Annotated in this window: 21 protein-coding genes; 13 read left to right on the top strand and 8 right to left on the bottom strand. The window is 62.8% G+C overall.

From position 1 onward, the window contains the following. The first annotated feature begins 697 nt into the window (after window positions 1-697). On the top strand, window positions 698-2,275 hold the full coding sequence (locus tag BM177_RS11780; RefSeq protein WP_091682512.1) for an OpgD/OpgG family glucan biosynthesis protein: 1,578 nt from the start codon (window positions 698-700) through the stop codon (window positions 2,273-2,275). Continuing rightward, a complete protein-coding gene (locus BM177_RS11775; protein WP_244532278.1) occupies window positions 2,260-2,739 on the top strand; it encodes a GNAT family N-acetyltransferase in 480 nt (159 codons plus the stop codon). The genes BM177_RS11780 and BM177_RS11775 overlap by 16 nt, the downstream gene beginning before the upstream one ends. Before the next feature lie 180 nt (window positions 2,740-2,919). Here the strand turns inward: BM177_RS11775 and BM177_RS11770 are convergent, their stop codons facing one another. Continuing rightward, complete coding sequence (locus BM177_RS11770; protein WP_091682626.1) at window positions 2,920-3,738, bottom strand: creatininase family protein; 819 nt, start codon at window positions 3,736-3,738, stop codon at window positions 2,920-2,922. A gap of 198 nt (window positions 3,739-3,936) precedes the next feature. Between BM177_RS11770 and BM177_RS11765 the strand changes: the two genes are divergently transcribed. From BM177_RS11765 to BM177_RS11745, 5 genes are all read left to right on the top strand, one after another. Continuing rightward, window positions 3,937-4,962, top strand: a complete 1,026-nt coding sequence (locus BM177_RS11765; RefSeq protein WP_425284393.1) for an ABC transporter substrate-binding protein — start codon at window positions 3,937-3,939, stop codon at window positions 4,960-4,962. A gap of 25 nt (window positions 4,963-4,987) precedes the next feature. Further along, window positions 4,988-5,767 carry an ABC transporter ATP-binding protein gene (locus tag BM177_RS11760; RefSeq protein ID WP_091682509.1) on the top strand — a complete coding sequence of 260 codons (780 nt, stop codon included), beginning with the start codon at window positions 4,988-4,990 and terminating at the stop codon, window positions 5,765-5,767. Then, window positions 5,764-6,555 carry an ABC transporter permease gene (locus BM177_RS11755; RefSeq protein WP_091682507.1) on the top strand — a complete coding sequence of 264 codons (792 nt, stop codon included), beginning with the start codon at window positions 5,764-5,766 and terminating at the stop codon, window positions 6,553-6,555. Before BM177_RS11760 ends, BM177_RS11755 begins: the two co-directional genes overlap by 4 nt. A 123-nt stretch (window positions 6,556-6,678) precedes the next feature. After that, entirely contained in the window at window positions 6,679-7,680 is a 1,002-nt protein-coding gene (locus tag BM177_RS11750) for an adenosine kinase (protein ID WP_091682621.1), read from the top strand. Window positions 7,681-7,730: 50 nt separating this feature from the next. Then, a complete protein-coding gene (locus BM177_RS11745) occupies window positions 7,731-8,717 on the top strand; it encodes a tyrosine recombinase XerC (RefSeq protein WP_091682505.1) in 987 nt (328 codons plus the stop codon). Between the two features lie 150 nt (window positions 8,718-8,867). On the opposite strand, the gene BM177_RS11740 is transcribed toward BM177_RS11745, so the two are convergent. Then, on the bottom strand, window positions 8,868-11,114 hold the full coding sequence (locus BM177_RS11740; protein ID WP_091682502.1) for a PAS domain S-box protein: 2,247 nt from the start codon (window positions 11,112-11,114) through the stop codon (window positions 8,868-8,870). A gap of 120 nt (window positions 11,115-11,234) precedes the next feature. Between BM177_RS11740 and lepA the strand changes: the two genes are divergently transcribed. Continuing rightward, window positions 11,235-13,040 carry a translation elongation factor 4 gene (gene lepA, locus BM177_RS11735; RefSeq protein WP_091682618.1) on the top strand — a complete coding sequence of 602 codons (1,806 nt, stop codon included), beginning with the start codon at window positions 11,235-11,237 and terminating at the stop codon, window positions 13,038-13,040. Window positions 13,041-13,098: 58 nt separating this feature from the next. Here the strand turns inward: lepA and BM177_RS11730 are convergent, their stop codons facing one another. The 3 genes from BM177_RS11730 to BM177_RS11720 all read right to left on the bottom strand — a co-directional run bounded on the left by BM177_RS11730 (window position 13,099) and on the right by BM177_RS11720 (window position 16,837). Next, window positions 13,099-14,064: a PDR/VanB family oxidoreductase gene (locus BM177_RS11730; protein WP_091682499.1), complete on the bottom strand. Its 966-nt coding sequence runs from the start codon at window positions 14,062-14,064 to the stop codon at window positions 13,099-13,101. Window positions 14,065-14,158: 94 nt separating this feature from the next. Further along, window positions 14,159-15,769, bottom strand: a complete 1,611-nt coding sequence (locus tag BM177_RS11725; protein WP_091682496.1) for a YncE family protein — start codon at window positions 15,767-15,769, stop codon at window positions 14,159-14,161. A 297-nt stretch (window positions 15,770-16,066) separates the two neighbouring features. Next, window positions 16,067-16,837, bottom strand: coding sequence for a hypothetical protein (locus BM177_RS11720; protein WP_210185904.1), 771 nt, complete (start codon window positions 16,835-16,837; stop codon window positions 16,067-16,069). A 262-nt stretch (window positions 16,838-17,099) separates the two neighbouring features. On the opposite strand from BM177_RS11720, the gene BM177_RS11715 reads away from it, so the two are divergent. Both BM177_RS11715 and BM177_RS11710 read left to right on the top strand, forming a co-directional pair. After that, the gene (locus BM177_RS11715) at window positions 17,100-17,660 is read left to right on the top strand and encodes a hypothetical protein (RefSeq protein WP_139223597.1); all 561 of its coding nucleotides are present in this window, start codon (window positions 17,100-17,102) and stop codon (window positions 17,658-17,660) included. Window positions 17,661-17,880: 220 nt separating this feature from the next. After that, window positions 17,881-18,501, top strand: coding sequence for a hypothetical protein (locus tag BM177_RS11710; RefSeq protein WP_091682612.1), 621 nt, complete (start codon window positions 17,881-17,883; stop codon window positions 18,499-18,501). A gap of 180 nt (window positions 18,502-18,681) precedes the next feature. Here BM177_RS11710 and BM177_RS11705 read toward each other — a convergent pair whose 3' ends face one another. Further along, window positions 18,682-19,701 (bottom strand): NAD-dependent epimerase/dehydratase family protein, encoded by a 1,020-nt coding sequence (locus BM177_RS11705; protein WP_175492587.1) that lies wholly within the window; start codon window positions 19,699-19,701, stop codon window positions 18,682-18,684. 338 nt (window positions 19,702-20,039) lie between these two features. Between BM177_RS11705 and hemA the strand changes: the two genes are divergently transcribed. After that, window positions 20,040-21,335, top strand: coding sequence for a 5-aminolevulinate synthase (gene hemA / locus BM177_RS11695; RefSeq protein ID WP_091682609.1), 1,296 nt, complete (start codon window positions 20,040-20,042; stop codon window positions 21,333-21,335). Between the two features lie 111 nt (window positions 21,336-21,446). Here hemA and BM177_RS11690 read toward each other — a convergent pair whose 3' ends face one another. Beyond that, the gene (locus BM177_RS11690) at window positions 21,447-23,165 is read right to left on the bottom strand and encodes an outer membrane protein (protein WP_091682486.1); all 1,719 of its coding nucleotides are present in this window, start codon (window positions 23,163-23,165) and stop codon (window positions 21,447-21,449) included. On the opposite strand from BM177_RS11690, the gene BM177_RS19515 reads away from it, so the two are divergent. Together BM177_RS19515 and BM177_RS11680 are read left to right on the top strand one after the other, a co-directional pair. Continuing rightward, a complete protein-coding gene (locus tag BM177_RS19515; protein WP_139223596.1) occupies window positions 23,157-23,429 on the top strand; it encodes a hypothetical protein in 273 nt (90 codons plus the stop codon). The genes BM177_RS11690 and BM177_RS19515 overlap by 9 nt on opposite strands. A gap of 278 nt (window positions 23,430-23,707) precedes the next feature. Further along, the gene (locus BM177_RS11680) at window positions 23,708-24,166 is read left to right on the top strand and encodes a universal stress protein (protein WP_342028905.1); all 459 of its coding nucleotides are present in this window, start codon (window positions 23,708-23,710) and stop codon (window positions 24,164-24,166) included. Window positions 24,167-24,292: 126 nt separating this feature from the next. On the opposite strand, the gene BM177_RS11675 is transcribed toward BM177_RS11680, so the two are convergent. Next, a complete protein-coding gene (locus BM177_RS11675; protein ID WP_244532277.1) occupies window positions 24,293-25,375 on the bottom strand; it encodes an AI-2E family transporter in 1,083 nt (360 codons plus the stop codon). Window positions 25,376-25,406: the final 31 nt, after the last annotated feature.

The raw sequence follows: 25,406 nt of genomic DNA, 5'->3' as shown, positions 1-25,406 counted from the left end.
ACCGTTTCAGTTGACCCGCCAATCGCGACCGACCACGTTCCAACGGGACAAAGTCCCGCAGGACGCGAACGGTCTGATGCTGCGCCGTTGGACATTCTCGACGGGGATAGGACGCACGAGCGTCATCCCTGACGTGAACAACCTTCGTTTGGAGTGGAAAGTCCGCTCCGCACGCCCGGCAAGATAGACTAGCCTCTTCGGTACGCCAGCTTTGGAGACTGGCAGAGACGAAAAAGCCCGGTCCGTCGTTGCTTTAAGTCGCGTCCCCCGTTTGGCGGGGTTCGCCGGTTCGCCTCCGGCTGCCGGTTTTTATTCGGCGGTTAACCGGCCTCTTGTCCGGATCCCCGCCAACCGACACACGACCACAGGCACGTGCGAAATTGGGCAAGGCGAGAGATATGCGATTCTTCGCGCATTACAAGCGTTTTTTTGAAAAAATAGCCCCCCGGCCGCTGGTCCGGCCGAAGGTGTTGAATCTTTGCATCACCCCCGGCCCATCCCGGCGCGCCTATCCGAAAATCAATCATTGTTTTTCCATAATGCAATGCAAAAAGGCGGAGCCGCCTTGCCGCGCGGCGAAAAGGTAAGTAACCCTCGGCCGGGTCACACCCCTTCGAATGGCGTCCACCGGCCTCCGGACCTTGAATGCCCCACCCCACGGCAACCCCCTCCTTCCGCGTCTCATGCTCAGCAGCTCATGACCGAAATTAGCCGCCGCGCGCTGGTCCAGCGCCTTGTCGCATCGACCGCGTTTGTGAGCGGAGCGTCGCCTTTGTCGGCGGCCCCGGCGCCCAACCGGAGCCCGCCGCCGCCGGCGCCTCCCGGCAAATTCGAATTCGACGATGTCGTGCGGCGCGCGCGCGACCTTGCGGCGGCGCCTTTCGAACCGGTCGCGCCGCCGCTTCCCGACGCCTTGAACAAACTCGATTTCGACGCCTGGCGCGATTTGCGGTTTCGTCCGGACAAAGCGTTCCCGATCGGCGACTCGTTTCAACTCCAGTTGTTTCACCTTGGCCATCTCTACCGCCGGCCAGTGACGATCAACACCATTCGCGACGGCATTCCGACGCCGATCCCCTATTCGGCGAATCTTTTCGACTACGGACGCACCAAGCTCGACAAGCCCTTGCCGGTGAACCTCGGCTTCGCCGGATTCCGCCTGCACTATCCCCTGAACGCGCCCAAGGTTTTCGATGAAGTGATCGCCTTCCTTGGCGCAAGTTATTTCCGCGTGCTGGGCCGCGACCAGCGCTACGGGATGTCGGCCCGGGCGCTCGCCGTCAACGCCGGGACCGAAGCCGAGGAGTTTCCGTTTTTCCGCGAATTCTGGATCGAAACGCCCGAGAGCGGCGCCGACCGCGCCACGGTCTACGCTCTGCTCGACGGCGATTCGACGACCGGAGCCTTCCGCTTCGACATCTATCCCGGCGTCGACACCGCCATTGAAGCGTCGGTGACGCTGTTTCCCCGCAAGCCCGGCGTCAAGTTCGGTCTCGCTCCGCTCACCTCGATGTTTTTCATCGGCGAAAACGATCACCGTTTCAGCAGCGACTTCCGGCCCGAACTTCACGATTCGGACGGCCTCCTCATGCATTCGGGGACCGGCGAGTGGATCTGGCGGCCGTTGCGCAATCCGCCGAAGCCGGAGGTCTCGAGCTTCCTCGACAAGGACATCCGCGGCTTCGGCCTGCTGCAGCGCGACCGCGACTTCGACCATTACCAGGATCTCGATCTCGCCTACGAAATGCGGCCAAGCTATTTCGTCGAGCCGAGGGAGAACTGGGGCGAAGGCCGCGTCGATCTCGTCGAACTGCCGACCGGGCACGAGACCAGCGACAATATCGTCGCGACGTTTCAGCCAAAGGACTCGCCCGAGCCCAATAAACCCTTCAATTACGGCTATCGCCTCATCGCCAGCCTCAATCCGGCCAAGCTCTCCCCCAACGGGCGCACGCTGAACACCTACCAGACGACCGCCGCCGCGCTCGGATCGCCCGAACCCATAAATCCGGGCTCCCGGCGATTCATCATCGATTTCGTCGGCGACGACCTTCGCTACTACTTTTCCGATCCCCAGCTTGTCGAGGTCGTCCCCTCGACAAGCCAGGGCAAGATCGTGCGCTCGTTCATCGTGCCTAATCCCCACACCAAGGGATTTCGCGCCGCCATCGACGTTCAGCTTGAGCCCGGTCAGTCGACAGATCTGCGCGCGTTCCTGCGATCCGGCTCCCGCGCCCTGACCGAGACCTGGACTTTCCCTTGGCGCGCCAGTTAGGCGCGGGGACGCAAGCCGCCGCCGTGCGTCCGGCGCGGATTGAAGATCTTGACGCCATCGAGGCGATCGAAAACAAAGTGTTCGACGGAGACCGGCTGTCGCGCCGCAGCCTGCGTTATTTCCTCACCGCGAAAACGGCGATCCTCCTCGCGCTCGATTCCGGCGGGCGCATCGCGGGCTACAGTCTCATCGGGTTTCGCAAGAATTCCTTTCGCGGCCGGCTCTATTCCATCGCCCTCGACCCTTCCGCTCACGGGCGCGGGTTAGGCCGCCAATTGCTGCATTCCAGCGAACGGGCCGCGAAGGCGCGCGGCGCCATGACCATGCGCCTCGAGGTCCGGACCGACAATTCGAGGGCGATCCGGCTCTACGAACAAAGCGGCTATTGCCGCTTCGCAATCATCGACGATTATTACGAGGACGGCGCCAGCGCGTTGCGCCTTGAGAAGGTGCTGCGCGCCTGAAGACTTGAAGACTTCGCCTGAAGACTTTGCCTGAAGGCTTGCAGGACCGCCTGCGCGGGGCGGGCTCTGGAGCATCTCCCGATGGGAATGAATCAATCCCATCGACGAGGATATGCTCAAGCTTTCAACCCCGGAGCGATTTCTGATCGATCGCATGATTCCCTGCGATCGGAACACGCTTTAAAACGGAGGCCCGCCCTTGAGCCTTGAATCGAAGCCCTCGATCTCGAATCCCTCAATGTCCTGTAGCAATTCAACGAAAGCGGTTGCGCCATAGTCGGCGCAGGCCTCGCCCTTTTCCGCGCTCGCGGCGAGGGCGTCGCCCATCGCGCCCGAATGTGAAAGATCCTGCGCCATCCAGCCAAAGCCCGTGGGGCGCCCCGGGCGGAGCCAGTTGAAATCGCTTTCCATGGCGATGCTCGCCGGGACGAAGTCCTCGGCCTTCTCGAAGCGCACGAGATCGGGCCTGAAGCCCAGCATGAGCGAGGTTTCGATTTCCCCGGCGTGGACGCCGTGCGTCTGTTCCCCGGCCGGAAACAGCCCGTCCGGCGCGCCGAACCTGCTCCACGACGCCGTCACGACGAGCATTCCGAGCCGCGCGCGCAGATCATGCGCGAGGATGTTGAGGATTGCCGAATTGCCGCCATGCGAGTTCAAAAGGACGAGTTTGCGGCAGCCCGCCCGGTAGACGCATTCGCAAAGCTCCGTCCAGGCGGAAATGAGCGTCGAGGCGGAAATGCTGAGCGTCCCGGGAAAATCGGAATGCTCGACCGAGCAGCCGCAGGTCTGGACCGGGAGAAACAGGACCGGCAGTCCGTCCGGCAGACGCGCGGCGACCTTCGCGATATAGCCGTCCATGATGAACGCATCGACGCCGAGCGGGAGATGCGGGCCATGCTGCTCGATCGCCGCGAGCGGCAGGACGGCGATGGTTTTCGCCATGTCGGCTTCCTGGATGTCGGTCCAGGTCATCTCGGCCCAAAATCGTGTGGCTGGCATCAGGTCATCCTTGTCGCGGAGCCGCTGGCGGGCGCAGATCACGCTGCGGGCTCGATATCGCCAGCCCGCATGTTAGTCCGCGGCGCCTGTTCCGAAAACCTCCCGGTTTTCGCGGCCCGCGGCGAAGGGGCCATTGCGGCGCGGCGGACGACGTGAAAAAAAGAGGCGGCGCCTCTGGCGTCACACACGAGCGTGCAGGTGTCCGGATTGAAAAAGCACTTTTCTCATTTCGCCCTCGCCACGGCCATCGCCGCCCTCGTCGCAGCTCTCGCCCCCAGCGCCGCGCTCGCCCTCGACAAGGTGACCTTCGCCACCAACTGGCTCGCCGAGGCCGAACATGGCGGCTTCTATCAGGCCAAGGCCGACGGCACCTACAAGAAATACGGGCTCGACGTCGCCATCCTGCAGGGCGGCCCCAACGCCAACAACAAGCTGCTTCTCGCGACCGGCAAAATCGACTTCAACCTCGGCGCCAATCTCATTCAGGCCTTCGACGCGGTGAAGGAGAACGTGCCCATCGTCGCCGTCGCGGCGATGTTTCAGAAAGATCCGTTCATCCTGATGTCGCACCCTGGCGCCGGACTCGACCGCCTCGAGGATCTGCCAGGGGCGACCGCGTTCATCGGCAAGGACGCCTTCGTCTCGGTCTTCCAATGGTTGAAGACGGCCTATGGCTTTAAAGAGGAAAACGTCAAACCCTACACGTTCAATTCGGCGCCCTTCATCGCCGACGCGCATGCGATCCAGCAAGGCTACGCGACGTCCGAACCGTTCGAGATCGAGCGCCAGGGCGGTTTCAGGCCGAACGTGTTTCTGATCGCCGACCACGGCTATGATTCCTATTCGACGACCATCGAGACGACGCAGGCCTTGATCGAGAGGAACCCCGGCCTCGTTCAGCGTTTCGTCGACGCCTCCATCATCGGCTGGCGCAATTATATCCATGGCGACAATTCGGGCGCCAATGCGCTGATCAAGCGCGACAACCCCGACATCGGCGACGCCCAGCTCGCCTATTCGCGCGAGAAGATGAAAGAATTCGGCATCGTCGACTCGGGCGATTCCCTGACGCTCGGCATCGGCGCGATGAGGGATGAACGCGTGAAGAGCTTTTTCGAAAAGATGACGCAGGCGGGGCTCTTCAAACCGGACCTTGACTATCGGCGCGCCTATACGCTGCAATTCGTCAACAAGGGCGTGGGGCTCGATCTCGGCCGCCCCTGAGGCCTCAAGCCAGGGGCGCATCGCCATGTTGCAGGAAGTGAAGCCCCGGGTCCTCGTCTCCTTGCGCGGGGTCGGCAAGACCTTCGCTCCGGGAGGGGAGGCGCTTGCCGGCGTCGACCTCGAGGTCCGCGCCGGCGAATTCGTGAGTTTGCTCGGCCCTTCCGGCTGCGGCAAATCGACGGTCCTGCGCCTCGTCGCCGGTCTCGAGACGGCCTCAGCTGGAACAATCTCGCGCGGCTTCGACGATGTCGGCGCCGCGGTCGGATTCGTCTTTCAGGAGCCGACCCTGATGCCCTGGGCGAACGTCTTCGACAATGTTTACCTGCCGCTGCGCCTGCGCGGCCAGACCAGAGCCGGCGCAAAGACGCCCGTGCGCGAGGCGCTGGCGCTGGTCGGGCTTTCGGGTTCCGCCGAAGCCTTTCCGCGCGAATTGTCCGGCGGCATGCGCATGCGGGTCTCGATCGCCCGCGCGCTCGTTCTGCGCCCCTTGCTTTTGTTGATGGACGAGCCCTTCGCCGCGCTCGACGAGATGACCCGCTCCCGCCTCAACGACGATCTCCTGCGGCTGCAGGCCGAACTCGGAGCGACGGTCGTCTTCGTCACGCATTCTGTCTTTGAAAGCGTCTACCTGTCGAGCCGCATCGCGGTGATGGGCGCGAACCCCGGCCGGATTATCGCGGAGATCGAACCCGCCGGCGGCGTCGAACGCGACGAACGCTTCCGGTTGAGCGCCGCCTACGCGCGCTGCTGCGAGAAGGTCTCCGCCGCCTTGCGCGGCTCTGGCGCCGGCGAGGCCTCAATATGACGCCGGGCGAGAGGCTGTCGCACTGGGCGAGGCTTTATGGCCCGCCTCTGCTGGCGTTCAGCGCAGCGCTCGCCGCCTGGGAGGCCATCGTCCGCATCAACGCCATCCCGCCCTATGTCCTGCCGGCGCCAAGCCTCGTCGCGGCGACGCTGGCGTCGGACCGGGCGATTTTGTTGCCGGCGCTCATGACCACCCTGTGGACGACGATAGAAGCGCTGGCCCTGGCGGTCATCGGCGGCGCCGGCCTCGCGATTTTGTTCGCGCAATGGAAATGGGTCGAGCGTTCGTTCCTGCCGTTCGCGATCGTGCTGCAGGTGACACCAATCATCGCCATCGCGCCCTTGCTGCTGATCTATCTCGACGCGTCGAGCGCCGTGCTGGTCTGCGCCTTTCTCGTCGCGTTTTTCCCGATCCTGTCAAACACCGCGCTCGGCCTCGCCTCCGCCGACAAAAACCTCGTCGATCTTTTCGCGCTGTACCGCGCCTCACGCTGGCAAACCCTGACGCTGTTGCGGCTGCCCGCCGCCCTGCCCTATTTCCTCGGCGGTCTTCGCATCGGCGGCGGCCTTGCCCTGATCGGCGCGATCGCCGCCGAACTCGCCGCCGGCGCCTCGGGGAAGAGCGCCGGTCTCGCTTTCCGCATCGTCGAAGCGGGTTACAGGCTGAACATCCCTCGCATGTTCGCGGCGCTGACTCTCGTTTCCCTGGCGGGCGTCGCGATTTTCGCGGCGCTTTCCGCCCTCTCGGCTTTTATCGTCGGCCGCGGGCGCGGGAGCGGCGCTCAATAATTGCCGGACGACGGGGTTGCCGAAGGGCTGCGGCGCAGCCTAAATGCGGCGCTTGATCTCCAGCTTTTCCTTTTCGCAGCGCGATCTCCGGCGACCGGGAAGCGCCTTGTCCGGAGTACTTTGATGCCGTCTTCCCGCTACGACGTTCTGGGCCTTGGAAACGCGATCGTCGACGTGATCAGCCTCGCCGACGACGATTTCCTGCTGAAGCAGGGCCTGAACAAGGGCGCGATGACGCTGATCGACGAAGCCCGCGCCGAAGAGCTGTACCGGGCGATGGCGCCGGCGACGATCGTCTCCGGAGGTTCGGCGGCGAACACGATCATCGGGCTTGCAAGCCTTGGCTGCAGCGCCGCCTTCATCGGCAAAGTGAAGTCCGACGAACTCGGCGGCATGTTCGCCCACGACATCCGCGCCTCGAAAATCGGGTTTTCGACGGCGCCCGCCAGCGACGGACCGGCGAGCGCGCGCTGCCTCGTCCTGGTCACGCCGGACGGCCAGCGCACGATGAACACCTTTCTCGGCGCGGCTCAGAACCTGACCGAGACCGACGTCGACGTGGAGACGGTCAGGCGCTCCAGCATCGTCTATCTCGAAGGCTATCTCTGGGACCCGCCCGAGGCGAAGGCCGCCTTCGTCAAGGCCTCGAAAATCGCCCGCGCCGCCGGACAACGGGTCGCCCTGTCGCTGTCGGATTCCTTTTGCGTCGACCGCTATCGCGACGAATTCATCGGCCTCATCCGATCGGGCGCGGCGCAGATCCTCTTCGCCAACGAAAGCGAGCTGCATTCTCTCTACCAGACCTCCGATTTCTACACGGCGCTGACGCAGCTTCAGGCCGAGAACATCCTCGCCGTCGTCACAAGGTCGGAACAGGGCTCTGTCGTCGTCAACGCGCAGGAGGTCGTCACGGCGCCGGCGTTCCCCGTCGAGCGCGTGATCGACACGACCGGCGCGGGCGATCTCTTCGCGGCCGGGTTCCTTGCCGGTCTGACCAAAGGCAAGGATCTCGAAACATGCGCCCGGCTGGGAGCCCTTGCGGCGGCGGAAATCATCCAGCACATCGGCGCGCGCCCGCAGACGGACCTCGCCCAGCTCGCCGCGCAGAACGGGTTCGTGCTGTAGGGCCGCGAAGCCGCAATGATTTGTTAAGGACGCCGGCGCGATGTATCGGCATGACGTTGCGCCCCACCTCTCGCCTTGACCATCCGGCGCCGGCCGGGCGGGCGCCATGCGCCGACGCCGAACTCGCGGCGCTCGCCGACGCCTGGCTCACTCATTTGTCCGGCGAGCGCCGCGCCTCGCGCCACACGCTCGACGCCTATTCTCGCGATCTGCGCCAGTTTCTGGATTTCGCCGCGGTTCACCTCGGCGCCGCGCCCTCGCTTTCGATGATCAACGCACTGACCCCGGCCGATCTGCGCGCTTTTTTGGCCGCGCGGCGAAGTTCAGGCGCTTGCGGAAGATCGTTGCTGCGCCAGCTTGCAGGGCTTCGTTCGTTCGCGCGCTATCTGGAGCGCAACGGCAGGGGAAAGACCGCGGCCTTCACAGCGCTGCGCGCGCCGAAAAGCCCGCGTCGGCTGCCGAAGCCTTTGTCCGCCGAGGCCGCCCGACAGGTCGTCAGGGCGGATGTCAGGGGAGCGGAGGACCGTCCGGCCTGGGTTCTCGCCCGCGACGCGGCGGTGCTTGGCTTGCTGTATGGAGCCGGACTGCGGATTTCCGAGGCTCTCGCCATCTTGCGGAAGGACGCGCCGGTCGGAGCGCGCGACAGCTTGCGGGTGACCGGCAAGGGCCGGAAAATTCGCGAAACGCCCGTGATCGCGCCGGTGCAGCGCGGGATCGAGGCCTATCTCGAGCTCTGCCCCTATCCGCTGGCGCCCGATGGGCCGCTTTTCGTCGGCGCGCGAGGCGGGCCGTTATCGCCGCGGATCATCCAGCTGACGGTCGAGAGATTGCGCGGCGCGCTGGCCTTGCCTCAATCGGCGACCCCGCATGCGCTGCGCCATTCCTTCGCAACGCATCTTCTGGGCCGCGGCGGCGATCTGCGTACGATCCAGGAACTGCTGGGACACGCCTCCCTCTCGACAACCCAGATCTATACGGCGGTCGACGCATCGCGCCTGCTCGAAGCCTATCAATCAGCGCATCCAAGGGCTCGCTAGAGCGCTTTCCGATCGCATGAAATCATGCGATCGATCAGAAACCGCTCCAGTATCAAAGGCTTGAGCATATTCTTGTCGATTGGATTGATTCAATCCAATCGGAATATGCTCTAGCATCCGGCGGACGGGATCGCTCAAGCGACGGGCTTCTCATTGCGAGGCGTCGGGCTCGATGATCCGGTCGGCCCGCGCGGTCAATTCCCAGACAAGGCCCGACTGAGGAAAATCGAGCGCGATTTCGGCGTCGAGCGCGCGTTGCGCCATCTGCAGCAGAACCTTGTGGCCAAACCCCCGGTGAGCCGGCGGCGTTGGCGGCGGGCCATGATGTTCGGACCAGGTCAGGCGAAAAACGGGGGGCTCGCCTTCGCCGCCAAAAACGGACCATTCGACGCGGACGACGCCGGCGGGGACGGAGAGCGCGCCGTATTTGACTGCGTTGGTGCCCAGTTCGTGCAGCGACATGCCGAGGGTTTGCGCCGCGACGACGTTGACGCGCGTCGGCGCGCCCGCGATGACGATCTGGGGTCCAAGGTAGTGAGCAAGCTGCGTCCGGACGAGATTGGAGAGATCGACTCCCGTCCAGTCGTTCGCGACGAGGAGGTCCTGGCAGACCGCGAGACCGGCGATCCGCTCCTCGAATTGCTGCACGAACAAGTTTGAATCCGTGCCCCTCATTGTCAGGCGCGCGATGGCTTGCACGACCGCGAGCAAATTCTTCGCCCGATGGTTGACTTCGCCCAGCAGCACCTTGACGCGCTCGTCGTAGCGCTTGCGTTCGGTGACGTCGACGGTGACCGCTATCCCGCCGATGACGCGCCCGGCGTCGTCAAGCACGGGCGCGCCGCGGCCTTCGCAAAACCAGCGTTTGCCGCTGGGAAGCTCGACTTCGAACTCCATCGCCGGAATAAGGGCGTTTTCCGCGACGGCGCGTTGCAGCGGCAGGGCTTCGGCTGAGAGTTCCCGGCCCTCGCGCCAATAGCGAATTTTCCGCCCCTGCGCCAAGGCGTCGGCTGCGCTGGCCGAGACGTTATCCGCGGCGCTCGCCTCGAATTGCGCCAGCAGCGCCCGATTGCCTTTTATCTTCTGGCAGGTGACATCCTCGGAAAAGCCGATCCCGACCGGAGCCGCCTCCAGGATCGCATTGAGCCGTTGGCTGGTATGCAGCAGCCGCTCCTCACTGGCGCGCAACGCCGTCTCGGTCGTCTTGTGCTCGGTGATGTCGGTGAATACGCCGACCAGCCCGTCGATTGAGCCATCGGCGGCGCGCACTGGCGCGAGCGCGACGCTATAGGCCCGTTCCGCGCCTTCGGGTCCGTGGCTCCAGTCGAATCGCGCCGTCTCGCCGGTGGTCATGATCCGGTCGTCCATTTCACGGATCTGCCGGACGGTTTCCTCGTCCGGAACAAAGGCCGAAACGCTGAAGCCGATCACCTGCTCGGGTTTGCGGCCAAAGAAATCGAAATAGGCCGCGTTGGCGACGGTGACGCGGCCTTGGCGGTCCTGCGCGAAAATGATGTTGGGCGAACTCTGGAGCACGGCCTGCAGCAAGGCCTTTTCGCTGCGGGCGGCCTCGATCTTCTTGCGTTCGGTGACGTCGCGGTCGATCTTGACGAAGCCGCGCAACGAGCCGGCCTCGTCGAAAAGCGCCGTTATTACGACCTCCGTCAGGATCAAGGAGCCGTCGTGATCGACGCGCTGGCTCTCGCCGCGGAAAACGCCCAGCCTCGCCGCTGTCTCAAGGTCCGCGTCGGGCCGCCCAAGCTCCCTTTGATCGGCAGGATAGAAGGCGCAGACATGCTGTCCGATCAAGTCCTTCGGCGCCCAACCGGGCACGCGCCTTCCCGCGTCATGCCAGTTGACGACGCGGCCCTGCGCGTCGAGCAGCGAAACCGCATGATCGGCGAGGCCGTCGAGCAGAATGCGGAATTTATCTTCGTTTTCACGAGCCAGCCGAGTCGCCAGGCGTAACTCGGCCTTTTGTGTCCGCGCCTCCAGCAGGGCCGCTCGATGCGCGGCCGAGAGCCATGCGATCAGGCAATTCACGGCGACAGAGCCCGCGAGCCCGGCAATGTCGGCGGAAGACTCGATGGGGCTGACGAAGATCGCCGCCAGGAATGCGTAAAGACCGACGCACGCCAGGCCGGGCCCCAAGCCCACCAGGAGCGCCGTAAACAAAGTCGCCGGAAAGAAAAAAAGATCCGGAAAATGATCGCCCCAAAGCGGCGTGAGCGAAACGCGAAGCAAAATCGCCGCGACCGCCGCCGCGACGCCCGCAGCGTAACGCCCGGAGGCCGGCGCGTCCGAAAACCTCGCCCAAAGCGCTTCGAGCCTCTTTCGGGCCGCCGGCGCCGGGGCGGCCGGAGGAGGAGCTGCCTCCCAAAATGGCGTTTGGTTCATTATTGGCCTGCGGGCATTGGCTTCGCTCAAGGGTTAACAGACCTCCGCCGGCGGCGCTACACCGGCGCCTCGCGTCCGCTCCGCCTTTCCTTCGCCGCGCGCCCCTGCTATCTGGCGCAAATGACAATCCATCCGTTCGAAAACATCCGCAATTTTTCCATCGTCGCGCATATCGATCATGGCAAATCGACCCTCGCCGACCGGCTGATCCAGACGACCGGAACCCTCGCCGAGCGCGACATGGTCGAACAGGTGCTGGATTCGATGGACATCGAGCGCGAGCGCGGCATCACCATCAAGGCCCAGACCGTCCGGCTCGAATACAAGGCGCAGGACGGCAAGACCTATATCCTCAACCTGATGGACACGCCCGGCCACGTCGATTTCGCCTACGAGGTCTCGCGCTCCCTCGCCGCCTGCGAGGGCTCTCTCCTCGTCGTCGACGCCAGCCAGGGCGTCGAGGCGCAGACCCTCGCCAATGTCTATCACGCGCTCGACGCGGGGCACGAGATCGTGCCGGTCCTGAACAAGATCGACCTTCCCGCCGCCGAGCCCGACCGGATCAAGCAGCAGATCGAGGACGTGATCGGCCTCGACGCGTCCGAAGCGGTGCTGATTTCGGCCAAAACAGGCATCGGGATCGATCTCGTGCTGGAGGCGATCGTCAAGCGGCTCCCGGCGCCGAAAGGAGATGAGACGGCGCCATTGAAGGCCCTCCTCGTCGATTCCTGGTACGACGCCTATCTCGGCGTCGTCGTGATGGTGCGCATCATCGACGGCACGCTGAAGAAGGGGCAGAAGATCAAGATGATCGCCGCCGACGCGCATTACGAGGTCGACAAGATTGGCGTCTTCCGCCCCAAGATGCAGGATGTCGCGGTCCTTGGCCCCGGCGAGATCGGCTTCATCACGGCGCAGATCAAACAGGTCGCCGACACGAGGGTCGGAGACACGATCACCGACGAGCGCAAGGCCTGCGACGCCGCTCTGCCGGGCTTCAAACCGGCCCAGCCGGTCGTGTTCTGCGGCCTGTTTCCCGTGGACGCCGCCGATTTCGACGACCTTCGCGCGGCGATGGGACGGCTGCGCCTCAACGACGCCAGCTTCTCCTACGAGATGGAAAGCTCGGCGGCGCTCGGATTTGGTTTTCGGTGCGGCTTTCTCGGCCTGTTGCACCTCGAGATCATCCAGGAGCGGCTCGAGCGCGAATTCAACCTCGACCTGATCGCGACCGCTCCTTCCGTCGTCTACCGCATCGTCGAGCGCGGCGGCGAGGCGATAGAACTGCATAATCCGGCCGACATGCCCGATCCGACCAAGATCGAGGAAATCCAGGAGCCGTGGATCAGGGCCACCATCCTGACGCCGGACGATTATCTCGGCGCCGTGTTGAAGCTCTGCCAGGACCGGCGCGGCGTGCAGGTCGATCTCAATTATGTCGGCAAGCGCGCGATGGCGACCTACGACCTGCCGCTGAACGAGGTGGTGTTCGATTTTTACGACCGGCTGAAGTCGATTTCGAAAGGCTACGCCAGCTTCGACTACAACATCACGGATTACAAGGTCGGCGATCTCGTCAAAATGTCGATCCTCGTCAACGCCGAGCCGGTCGACGCGCTTTCCATGCTGGTGCATCGCGACCGGGCCGACGCGCGTGGAAGGGCGATGGTGGAAAAGCTCAAGGAGCTGATCCCGCCGCATATGTTCCAGATCCCGATCCAGGCGGCGATCGGCGGCAAGATCATCGCGCGCGAAACGGTGCGCGCCCTGCGCAAGGACGTGACCGCCAAATGCTACGGCGGCGACGCGACCCGCAAGCGCAAGCTGCTCGAAAAGCAGAAGGCGGGCAAGAAGAAGATGCGCCAGTTCGGCAAGGTCGAGATTCCGCAGGAGGCGTTCATCGCCGCGCTGAAGATGGACGGGTGAGTCCGGGCGAGCGGTTTAGCCGCTGATTGGCGAAGAGCGTCGTCGCGCGGCGGAGATTCTACAGGTCGAGCACCAGAAGATCGCCCTTGGCGCGTGAGACGCAGGCGAGGAAATAGCCCGCCTCGCGCTGTTCCGCGCTCAGCCGCTTGTCGCGGTGATCGACGTCGCCCTCGAGCACCTTGGTCTGGCACGCGCCGCACATGCCCTGTTCGCAGGACGTGGGGATTTTCACGCCCTTTTCCTCGAGGAAGGCTGTGACCGTCTTGTCGCCGGGAACTTTAAAGACGGCGCCAGAGCTGGCGATCTTCACGTCGAAGACCTTGTCGAGCACGGCGTCCGGCACCTTGGCGGTGAAGCGTTCGACATGGATGCGTTCTTCGGCGAAACCTTTCAGTTTTGCAGTCTTGATGATCGGGTCCTGCCACCAATCGACGCCGCAGATGAAGAGCTGCGTATCCTCAGGCTGGTCGCCGAGAAGCGCCGCCGGATCGAGAAGCTGGTTTAGTTCGCTCGCCTCGTAATAGTATTTTATATGTTCCGCGAAATTCGACCCGGCGATCAGTCCCTGGAACAATCCGGGGCTCATCATGGCGTGAACAAAATGAAGCTCGAAGGGAATGCCCCTTGATTTCAGTTCGTCGGCGATGCTGAGGATCGGCGTCATGCCAATGCCACGCGCCAGCAGGAGGGCCCGCTTCGCGCCGCGGGGAACCCTAAAACGGTTGCGCGGCAGGCCGACATGCAACGTGTCGCCTTCGTTCACCTGCAGATGCAGCGCCTTGGACCCGCCCCGGCTGTTGGGATCGTTCCAGACGCCGATGACGTAGCGGTTGCGCTCCGAGGACGAATTGCAGAGCGAATATTGCCGCGTCAGACCTCCCGGAACGGTCACATCGAGGTGCGATCCGGCGGAAAAGGCGGGAAGCTCCGCGCCGTTGGGGTCGGCCAGTTCGAACGAGACCATGTTGTGGGCCTCTTCCGTCCGTTTTGCGACGATGACGGGGCGGGAAGTGTCGTCTGTCATACCATCCTCTGGCCGGGTGCGAGGGAAAACGCATCCCGAGCAAGAGCCGTACCGGAAGGGCGGGCCCTTCGAATGGCTTCCGCCCCTCAGGCGATCAGTTGGCGGCCTGATGGCTGATCCGTTCGATATGCGCCCTGTGTTTGGCGAGGCCGGCGTAATCGCCAATCTCGAGCGAGACCTGCACCGGATTGGTTATACCCGGCATTTCAAGGCCGCCCGCCGCGGCGTCGAACGCATATCGCAAAGTTCCCGTCGGCCGGATCTTCGCGTTGATGCGAAGGGTGTTGACCGCGCCTTCGACGGGGCCGTCATACGTATAAAACCCGTCGGCGCCCCGCACGAAGGATTTGGCGGGAATGACGCCGACAAAGGGGCCCGCCTGCAGTTTGACCGTTTCCAATTCCGGGTGGAAGCCTTTACGGTCCGCGCTCGTCAACGAGAACTCGGAGCGAAGCTCAAGCGTGTCCGCCCGCCATCCGCTGCTCAGTTTGATGTCGAGCTCCGAAACCCTGAAGGTCTTGAAAGGGGGATCGCTCTGTGGCGGCGCGACGATCGCGATCGCGGCGGCGCCTGGGCCGGCCGGAATGGGGTTTCCCACGATCGAGTTGCTGGCGGTGTTGATCACCGAAACGGCGTTTGCGTTGGCGCCGTAGAGTTTCGTCCCATCCGGCGTCAAGGCCAAAGATCCAAAATTGGGCGCAATAGTCGCCGTCACCGTACGCGTCGCGATGTCGAAAACAGACGTGACGTAGAATCCGCCTCCGATCCCGCTGATATACATTGTTTTTCCATCAGGCGACACGGCGAGCGCCTCAGGCCACCCGCATATAAAATCACAGACGATCGCGCCCGACAGAATATCGTAGACGTCGGCGGTGATGCCTCCATTGAAGATCGTAAAACCGACATAGATGTGCTGACCGTCGGCGGTCACGGCCACGGGAGCGCCGCTCGCCGGAAAGGCGTCCAATTCTCCAAGCTGGGGCGTTATCCCCTTCATGGTAGCCGCATGGGTGACGGGGTCGATGACCGCGACCGCGCCTTGAACAAAAAACTGCATGAAAAATGTTTCCTCGATCTGAAAGTAGCCCGGCGTGTAGAGCGTCTTTCCGTCCGTGGACACGGCGATCGAGTAGGGACTAAAATTGACATTCTCTTCTCCGGCGCAGACAGGAGGAATCGTCACCGTCGCAGTAACGGACAGAGCCGCCGTATCGATCACGAAAACCTCGCCGGTCTGACTGGTCGCGGGTCCAGAATCGAAGGGAGGACTATTGCAAAACGACCCCCGCCCGACAACGTAGACATGCTTGCCGTCTGGCGCTACGGCCAGGGGACAAGCGCTCGCGACGGAAATTTTCGCGATGACCTTGTTTGTTTGCTCCGAGGCGTCGATCACCGAGACGGTGTTGTCGCCGGAATTGGAGACATAGACGCGTCTTCCGTCTGAAGACACGGCGACGGAGTTCGGATTTTTCCCAACTGGAATCGACTTGACCACGAAATTGTCGCCGGTATCGATCACTGAAACAGTGTTGCCGCCGGAATTGGCGACATAGGCCAAAGGCTGCCCGGTCCAGGCCAGCGCCGCGCCTGGCGTCGCCACTACTGCTGACGCGATGATGAAAAGAGCCGACAGCGTCGACCTGAGCGGACCTGACAGATTTGCCCTATGCGCTGTTTCCCGCCGATGGATTTCGTTCATAAAGGCCCCCCGCTCCGAAGGAATTTCGACCGGTCGGGCAGCGTAATTATTGCCGTGTTTAAGTCAAATCGAATTTCGCCTGAGCCTCAAATACGATGTTGGACCGCATTATACTTGCCACCTTATACTTGCCGCCTTGTTGTCGCAGAGCTTGAACGTGAGTATTACTCGTCGAAATCCGCCTATGTGATTTGCGTGTTCTCTTCGGCAGTTTTCTGGCGTCAACAAGCGCCGAATCTGCGCGAGGACCGGCGTCAGGACGGGGCTCGAGCGCTTTCCGCAACCGCGGGGCGATGATTAAAGAAAATTTCTGGGCCAGATCATCGACCGCCACATATGCGCGACGGGGGAATTGTCGAACCCCAGCCCCTCTACAGGCTGCCTGAAATGGCGCCCGACGATGTCGGTGAAATCCTCCAGCTTCACTTGTGAGTCCGGCTGGAAGGAATAGAGATCGTTCAATGTGACCATGCGGGCCAAACCGTACCATTTGTGCGCGCGGGCGAATTCGTAATCCGCCTTGATGTACGGCTCCGGCTTATAATCCGCGCCGAAGAGATCGATATAGGCCTGCGGATAATCGTAGCCCGCCTCCGGGTCCGGGAAGAACCGCAGCGCCTGATGATACCGCACGGCGAAGACAACCTCCTCGTCGACATAAGGCGCGATCAGCTGCGCGCCCCAATAGCCGTGATCGCCGTTGAGGAGGCCCGCGACAGAGATGTCGTGCAACAGGCAGGCGAGGACGCCTTTTTCGCCGATCCCGGATTTCAGGGCGAGGGTTGCGCTCTGCAGCAGATGATCGACGTTCAGCGGCTGGAAGCGCTTTTCGAAAAACTCGAACAATGTCGGCGCGGCGGACATTTTGGGGAGGGCCGGGTCGTCTCCCATCATGAGTTTGCGGGCGCCGAGCTTGCTTGGCGGGACGATCTCCTCGTATTTGGTGAGATGCTCCGGCGTGCCCATCGTCGCCAGCGCGGATTTCACCACGATTTTTTCGAGGCGGGGCTCGCCGTCCGGAAGCGGAGCTAAAGCAAACCCTCCCTTCATCGCGGCGGGATCAGCCATGGCGGGCGATACTCCGTTTAGCTCTTCTCGTTATGCTGGTCTCGCACCAGCCGCCGGGACGCCCACGTCGCGGTGGAACGTGAAAGCCCTTCCAAAGACATATGGAGGCCGGGCCGCCGCTCCGCAAAGAGAATCCTTATCAACGGCGTCCGAACGGGAACAATCACGCCGCACGGGGGTTTTACCTCACAACGCCGGTTTCGGTGAAGCTTGCAGGTCACACGGCCGTCGGGATGCCCACGGACCGAAGAGGAGCAGACGAATGAAACGATTTGGCGCATTGACGCTCGCGGCCGCGCTCGGCTCGGCTCTGTTGGCCTCCGGACCCGCTTCCGCGCAGCAGGGTGTTCATGGCCGCGCGCACGGCGCTGGCTGGCATGACGGAAGCTGGGACAATGGCGGTTGGCAGGGCGGCGCATGGCCCGCGATCTCCGGGCTCGGGCTGGGCCTCGGACTGACGGAAGCAGCAAGCGGAGCCTATGATTACGTCTCGCCCTACAGCAGCTACGACTACAATGGCCCTTACGCCGGCTATGGCTACGGCTATCCCACTTATGGCTACGATTTCGCCTACGGTTATCCTTATGGCCCTGGAACCGGGTTCGGGACCGGACTTCTGTCTCTGCCGGGGACGGGATTCGCGGTCGCGGGCGCCCCGACGGCGCCGCCCCTGACCACGGGCCGCAGCGCGGCGGCGGGCGGGATGGGCGCCTCGTGCTCGACGCCAGCGAAAACCTGCGAACTGACCCATGCCTCGATGATCGGCAACGGCTGTTCCTGCCGCGTCGAGGGAGGGCGGGCGCGGGGATCCGTCACCCCCTGAATTGAGCACTCGAAGCTGGCCGGACGCTGGTCCGGCCAGTGTTTATTATTAAAATTTGATGAATATTACGCGATATTGAACGATTTTTCGCTCGCGCCCAAGAGCGAAGGTTTAAGGTTCGGTCCATAGTTAATTTGCTGCTTGATTTTTTTGATGCTTGATTTTTTTGGGGTTTGGCGCGCCAAAAGCGCGACGCAGAGCCCGCAAAGTGGAGGAATCGATGAAACGCTTTGGCGCAATATGTGCGGCGGCCGTGTTCGGCGCCGGTTTGGTCTTGAGCGGCGCCGCCGAGGCGCGGGGCGGTTTTGGCGGCCACGGGTTCGGCGGCCATTTTGGCGGCGGGGCGCGCTTCGCTGGCGCGGGCTTCGGCGGGGCGCGTTTCGCTCGCGTCGGCGGCTGGAATGGCGGCGGCTGGAATCGCGGCGGCTGGGGTTGGCACGCCGGCTGGCATGCTGGCGGGTGGAACCGCGGCTGGGGCTGGAATGGCGGCCGCTGGAACAACGGCTGGGGCTGGAACAGCGCCTGGTGGCCCTATGCCGGCGTCGGGCTGGGCCTTGGCCTCGCGAGCGCCTGGGATTACGGCTACCCCTATGATTATGGCTACGGATACGATTACCCGTATGGAAACAGCTATCCATACGGATACGCTGCGCCCAGCGTAGCCTATGCGGCGCCGGCGGCAGGAGCGTTGGTCACAGGCCGAAGCGTCGCCACCGGAGGGATCGGCAATTTCTGCACGACCCCCGCCAGAACCTGCGAACTCGTCAGCGCGTCCTATATTGGAACAGGATGTTCCTGCAGGGTCACGGGCGGTCGAGCGCGCGGGTCCGTGACGCACTAGCCGTCAGCGTCAATTCGCTCAAGGCATGACGGAGCTGGCTTTAGAGCATAGTCCGATGGGATTGAATCCATCCCATCGACAAGACTATGCTCAAGTCTTTGACTCTGGAGCGATTTCTGATCAATCGCATGATTTCATGCGATCGGAAAACGCTCCAGGGCGGGCTCCGCGCATGTATTTTTACGTATCCTCGATTTTATAATAGTCCCTGTACCATTCGACGAAGGCCCGGACGCCGTCGGCGATCGAGGTTTGAGGGCTGAACCCGGTCAGGAACGCGAGCAGCTGCGTGTCGGCGAAGGTGAGAGGCACGTCGCCTTGCTGCATCTCCATGAAATTGCAATCCGCCTTCAGTCCGGTGGCGGCCTCGATCGCGGCGACGAAATCCATCAGGGCTATGGGCCTTTCCGCGCCGATGTTGACGACCCGCCAGGGCGCCACGGGCGATAGGCTGTCGAAATCCCGCGGCGGCGCCGTCCTGACGTTGGGAGTCGAAGGCGCGACGTCCAGCAGCCGAATCATCGCCTCGACGAGATCCCCGACATATGTGAAGTCGCGCTTCATATTCCCGTGATTGTAGATATCGACCGGTTTGCCCGCGAACAGGGCGGCGGCGAACTTGAAAAGCGCCATATCGGGCCGGCCGAAGGGGCCGTAGACCGTAAAAAAGCGCAGCATCGTGACCGGAATTCCAAAAAGATGGCTGTAGGAATGCGCCATTTCCTCATTGGCTTTCTTTGAGGCGGCGTAAAACGTGAGCGGATGATCAGCGCGGTCAGTCTCCCGGAAAGGAATTTTCGCGTTGGCGCCGTAGACGGAGGAGGTCGAGGCCATCAGGGCGTGGCGGGGCGGCGAGCGCCGCATCAGTTCCAGGAGGTTGAACGTCCCGCAAAGGTTCGCGTCGAGATAGGCGCGCGGGTTTTCAAGGCTGTAGCGGACGCCCGCCTGCGCGGCGAAATGATAGACGGCGTCGAAGCCCGAGCCATAAACCCGCTCCATGGCGGCGAAATCCTCGAGCAAAATTTCGTGACCGCGGAAAGCCGGGCTCTCGAGCAGGATCTGCTGGCGCCGGCGCTTGAGGACAGGATCGTAATAGGGGGTGAACCCGTCGACTCCCGCGACCTCGTGCCCCTCTTCGATGAGGCGTCTGCTCAGATGGAACCCGATAAATCCGGCGCTGCCGGTGACAAGAATGCGCATGATTCAAAGCCGCGGCTGGATTTGACGCTCGGCGAAGTGATTTCGATCCAGATTCGCCGGGAAAGCGTCTTCGCACGTTGGAAGCGACTTCGCACGTTGGAAGCGACTTCGCACGTTGAAAGAGACTTCGCACGTTTTCGGCTCGTCCGCCCGCGCCGGATCGTAAAGAGGAATTTTTTTCTTGAGGGTCAAAGCAGCCGGTGCGCGCAAAAGCCGCTTCTTGACCGGACAAAAAAAGTGTAGTGCTGTCTGATCGCAACTCGTCGCGCTCAAGCAAGAACGAGCCGCCGGGCTATTTTCTGTTTTCTTTCCGCCGCTTGTCACCGGAAACGTCCCAGATGAATTATCAGCGCTTCTTCGAAGACGCGATTTCAAAATTGAAGACCGAGCGGCGCTATCGCGTCTTCGCCGACCTTGACCGGGACGCTAGCTCCTTTCCCCGCGCCCTCTGGCGGCGCGGCGGCGATCACGCCGAAGAAGTCGTGATCTGGTGCTCCAACGATTATCTCTGCATGGGGCGCCATCCGGCGGTGATCGAGGCGATGTCCCGGGCGGCCGTTCGTCATGGAGTCGGCGCCGGCGGCACCCGCAACATCTCCGGCACCAATCATCCGCTCGTCGAACTCGAAGCCGAACTGGCCGACCTGCACGGGAAGGACGCGGCGCTGGTCTTCACCTCCGGCTGGATCTCGAATCTCGCCGCGATTTCCACGATCGGCGACCTTTTGCCGGATTGCCTGATTCTATCGGATGAATTGAATCATAATTCCATGATCGAGGGCGTGCGCCGCTCCAAGGCGGAGCGCCGGATCTTCCGCCACAACGATCTCGCCCACCTCGAGGAACTGCTGATCGAGGCCGGTCCGGCCCGGGCCAAGTTCATCGTGTTCGAGAGCCTTTACTCCATGAACGGCGACATTGCGCCGATCGCGGACATCGCCGATCTCGCCCAGCGTTACAACGCCATGACCTATATGGACGAGGTCCATGCCGTTGGCCTTTACGGCCCGCGCGGCGGCGGCATCGCCGAACGCGACGACGTGATGCGCCGGATCGACGTCATCGAAGGAACGCTCGCCAAGGGGTTTGGAGCCCTCGGCGGTTATATCGCCGCGGACGCGGCCATCATCGACGCGGTGCGCTCCTACTCTCCGTCGTTCATTTTCACCACCGCCCTGCCCCCGGCCGTCGCCTCCGCGGCGAGGACCGCCGTCAAGCTCCTGAAAGGGGCGGAGGGCGCCGAACTTCGCGCCCAGCATCAGCGTCAGGCGATGCTGACCAAACATGCGCTCAGCGCGGCGGGACTGCCGGTGATGCCCAATTCGTCGCATATCGTGCCGGTCTTCGTCGGCGACGCCGAGCTTTGCAAGCGCGCCACCGACATGCTGCTCGAGCGTCACTCGATCTATATCCAGCCGATCAATTATCCGACGGTCGCCAAAGGAACCGAGCGGCTGCGGATCACGCCTGGCCCGTTGCACACGGACGCCCATATCGTCGATCTCGTCGAAGGTCTCGTCGATGTGTGGAAAAGCCTGAAACTGCCTTTCGCCGAGCGTCCCAACGTCATTGAATTCAGGCCTCAGCCCGACGCGCGCTGCACCTTGCCGGATTTCAAGCGCGCGGCGGAATAAACAGGCAGGGAACGGGCGGAAGACGGCTCGCCGCGCGTGTTTCGCCGCGAGCCGGCGCAGGCGCGCTCCCGCTCCTGACCTCGAAACTCCTGAACTCGAAACTCCGGAAGGTCAGAACGGGACGCTAATGCCGGCGACCGGCCCGTGCAGGATCGCGTTGAGTCCCTTCTGATTGAGCCCGCCGCCTTCGGAAAAATCAGCGTATAACGCGCGATAGCCGACCACGCCGGCAAAGGTCAGGCCCGCGAGCTTGAACTCGTGGCTATAGCCGCCGAAAGCCTGCCAGCTGAACTTGCTGCCAAGGCCAAAGCCGCCGATATCGCCCCTGAACTGGAATTCATCTCCGGCCGCAACCTGCTGGCGAAGCCGGAATCCGATGACAGGGTCAATCCATTGAATGGACCCGGAACTCGCGTTCGCCCGCGAACCGACGCGGCTGAGGCCGAGACTATCGGAATCGACGGAGCCGGTCACGTCGAAGCCCATCGTCGCCGAGACATTCCAGTAACGCAACCCGCCGAGCGCATCGATGGCGGTGAACGAATCCCCCGCGCCGCTCTGGGTCCATCGCGCCAGTTCGTAAGCGCCGCCGGCTTCAACGATGCCCATCGTCGCCCTCAGATGCGCATTGGCGTCCACGGACAAAGCGAGATCGGGGAAACGCGTCGCCTGCTTCAACATGGAGCCCGCGAAGCGCAGCTGAGCGAAGACAAGGTCCGTATAAAGCGCAATCGGGCCGTTGCGCGCCTCAAAATGGCCCATGAAGGCGATCGGAAACGAGCTGCTCTTGGTCAGGATGTCGAGGAAGGAGGCATTGGTATCGACCGTCTGTCCCCGCGTGGTCGTGGTCCCGTTGAGCCCCATCGCCCACATATAGGGGGTCAGGGTGAATTGCCAGCCGGGCGCGGGCGGAGCGGCGGGGATGAACTGCGGCGCGGCGAAGAGGGGCGTCGCGCCAGAATCGGCGGCGTTGGGCGCGGTACCTCCAAGCCGGTAATTCAGGCCCGCTCGAATGAGGTGCCCGTTATATCGCGTCGATGAGGAAGACGCGTCCGCGACCCTCACCGCGCCGGTGACGATATCGGTGTAGGCGAGCTGGCCGGCGTTCGAACCCGCTGTCCCGAGATCATAATAATCATATTCGATCTTGCCGCTGAGGTTGGGCGCGAATGCGTATTCGAGGCCCGCGCCGACCGTCCAGCCCGCGCGGTTCTCGTAAAGATCGCCCTTGGCGGCCTTGGAGAACAGAAGCGACGGAGACAGGTTCTGCCTGATGGTGGTGGTGAGGTCGACGCCGCCATAAGCGAGGCCTCCTGTCGCATAGACGAGCGTGGCCGGCGTCAGGGCGTAGCCAAGGCGGGCGCGCACCGTGCCGAGATAGTCGAGTCTTCGATTGACCGAAACATTCGTTTGCGCGGTCGCAGAGTCGAGCGCCGTCGCGGTCACATTGTGAAAGCCGCCCCCGCCGTTCACGCCGCCGGCCTGGATGTCCGCTTCGAGCCCGGCGACGAATTTGTCAGAGAATTGCCAATTGTACCCGGCCTGCCCGCCGCTCATGAAACCGTTGAGGCGGCTGCTGACAATTCCCGTCGCGCCTTGGGCGGAGGCGGCGCCCCATTGTCCGGGAATGAGGCCGGCGTCCAGCACATTGTTCGTGGCGGTATTAATGTTCGCGCTATTCCTCCAGGAGAAACCACTGTTGAACCCGACATAAAGGCCGGTCCAGGTGAACACCGGCGGCGCGATTGGGGCGGGCAAGTCGGCGGCGAAACTCTGGCCCGCGGCTTCCATCAAAACGAGCGCGGCGGACGTGAGCAAGGCATGTTTCATGGCGGCGCGATCCAGAGTCGAAACAAAGGCTTCGCCGATGATTATACCGAGCGGGCGCCAAGCGCAGCGCGCTTTCCGGCGAGTTGCGAACTATTTCTGGGAAGTGTTGCTTTGCTGCAGCGGATGTCTCGAAATGCCGAAGATACGGAGTTGTCGGCGCCGGCTGGGCCCGGCTACGATCCAGGGCTGGCGGCGATAATCTTTCCAGCGCTGGAATGCGCGAACTTCGATAGCCGTCGCCGCGTCGGTCGCGAAACCTCCTAGCGAAAAGCCGCCGGCGCGAGTGCCGACGGCCAAGTCTGGGAGGAAAAGCCGCGGAAGAACCGCAGCGCTTTTGTTTTGTCATGATTCGTACATATAGTCAAATATCGTCAATCAATTTTAGTCACTAACCTGGCGCGCGGCGCTGACGCTGAAAGGGCGCCCTCGCGATCGCATTCAAGAAAAACCGGCGCGGGTCGATTCACCCATTTAACCGCCCTCCGAGACATGCGATCTCTATCGGCGTTGAGTTGACCGCAGGCCCTTAATGGGGAGAGGCCTTGAATGGGGAGACGACGATGTACGCCAATATCCTGATTCCCACGGACGGATCGGAACTCGCCGGGAAGGCTGTTGAACATGGCGTCGCCTTCGCCAAGGAGATCGGGGCGAAAGTGATTGTGCTGACGGTCGTGGCGCCGTTTCGCATCTTCACCGCCAATGCGGAGATGGTCGAGGATACGCCCGCGCTCTATGAAGCGCGCATGCGCGAACACACCGGGAAAATTCTCGCCGCCGCGGCGCAAGTGGCGAAGGCGGCCGGCGTCGCCTGCGAAACGATCCACGTCGAACATGAGCACCCCTATCAGGGCATCATCGACGCCGCCGCGTCCAAGGGCTGCGACCTCATCGTCATGGCCTCGCATGGTCGTCGCGGCGTCGCCGCCCTCGTGCTCGGCAGCGAGACGGTCAAGGTTCTGACGCACTCCAGGATTCCGGTGCTGGTTCACCGGCAATAGAGCGTTTTCCGATCGCATGAAGTCATGCGATCGATCAGAAATCGCTCCAGAGTCAAATGCTTGAGCATATTCTTGTCGATTGGATTGGTTCAATCCAATCGGAATATGCTCTGGCCCGGGGCGGCGCTAAACCGAGGCCTTGCTCTCGCCGATCCAGGCGTTCAGGAGATCCCAGGCGACCGCGAGCACGACAGGGCCGACGAAAAGGCCGACAATTCCATGGGCGAGAACGCCGCCGATGACGCCGATGAGGGTCACCAGGGTCGGGGTCGTCAGCCCGCGCGCCAGGACGAACGGCTTCAGAAAATTATCGATGAAACTCACCACCGCCATGCAGGCCGTGAACGCGAGCGCATGCGTCGTCGGCATCGTGGTCCAGCTCCAGACGAGAAGCGGCGCGACAACCATCACGGGACCGATCTGGATGATGCCGAGAACCAGGATCGCGAGGGTCAAAAGGCTTCCGCCGGGAACTCCGGCGACCGCCATTCCAATCCCGCCGACGATCGCCTGAAGCAGCGACGTGCCGATCACCCCGCGCGACACCGCCCGGATTGTCGCGCCGGACAGTTTGACGAACCTCTCGCCATGCGCGGCGTCGATCTTGTGGGCGAGTTTCTTGATCGCCGCGACGAGAAGCGGTCCGGGCGAAAACAAGAATCCCGAAATGATCACAGCGACGAGAAAGGTCAGCGTCCAGGTGCCGGCATTGCTCGCCATATCCAGCAAAATCTGTCCAAGCGGCTTCAGTTCCGGCACAAGATAAGTCACCGCGCTGCGAATATTGGTCGAGGCGAGCGTCCAGAACTCATAGACCTGCTGCCCTATGAAGGGCCAGTCACGGACCGATTGCGAGGGCGGGGGAATCGACAGTTTCCCGGAATCGAGCTGCTCGATCAACGACTTCAATCCGTCGATCAGCCCAAGCCCCAGCCAGGTGACGGGTCCGATCACGACGAGGAGGCCAAGCACGGTCATCAGCGCCGCCGCCAATCCCCGCCGGCCTCTCAGCAGCGCCGCAAGCCAGTCAAACAGCGGATAAAGCGCGACGGTCAGCACCACGCTCCACATGATGATCGGGATGAACGGATGGATGAGAACGAAAGTCCATGAGACGAGGAGACCGATGAATCCGATGTGGACCGCCAATTCAATGAACGACTTGTTCAACTGACGGTAACTGAACGTTTCGGTGCGCTCTTCGGTCACTGACGTTTCCGGATCGGTCGACGGCGAGGGG

It is taken from the genome of Methylocapsa palsarum (genome assembly GCF_900114285.1).
GTDB lineage: Bacteria > Pseudomonadota > Alphaproteobacteria > Rhizobiales > Beijerinckiaceae > Methylocapsa > Methylocapsa palsarum.
Note: the sequence above shows the minus strand (reverse complement) of the source record. Positions and strands in the feature narration are given on the sequence as shown.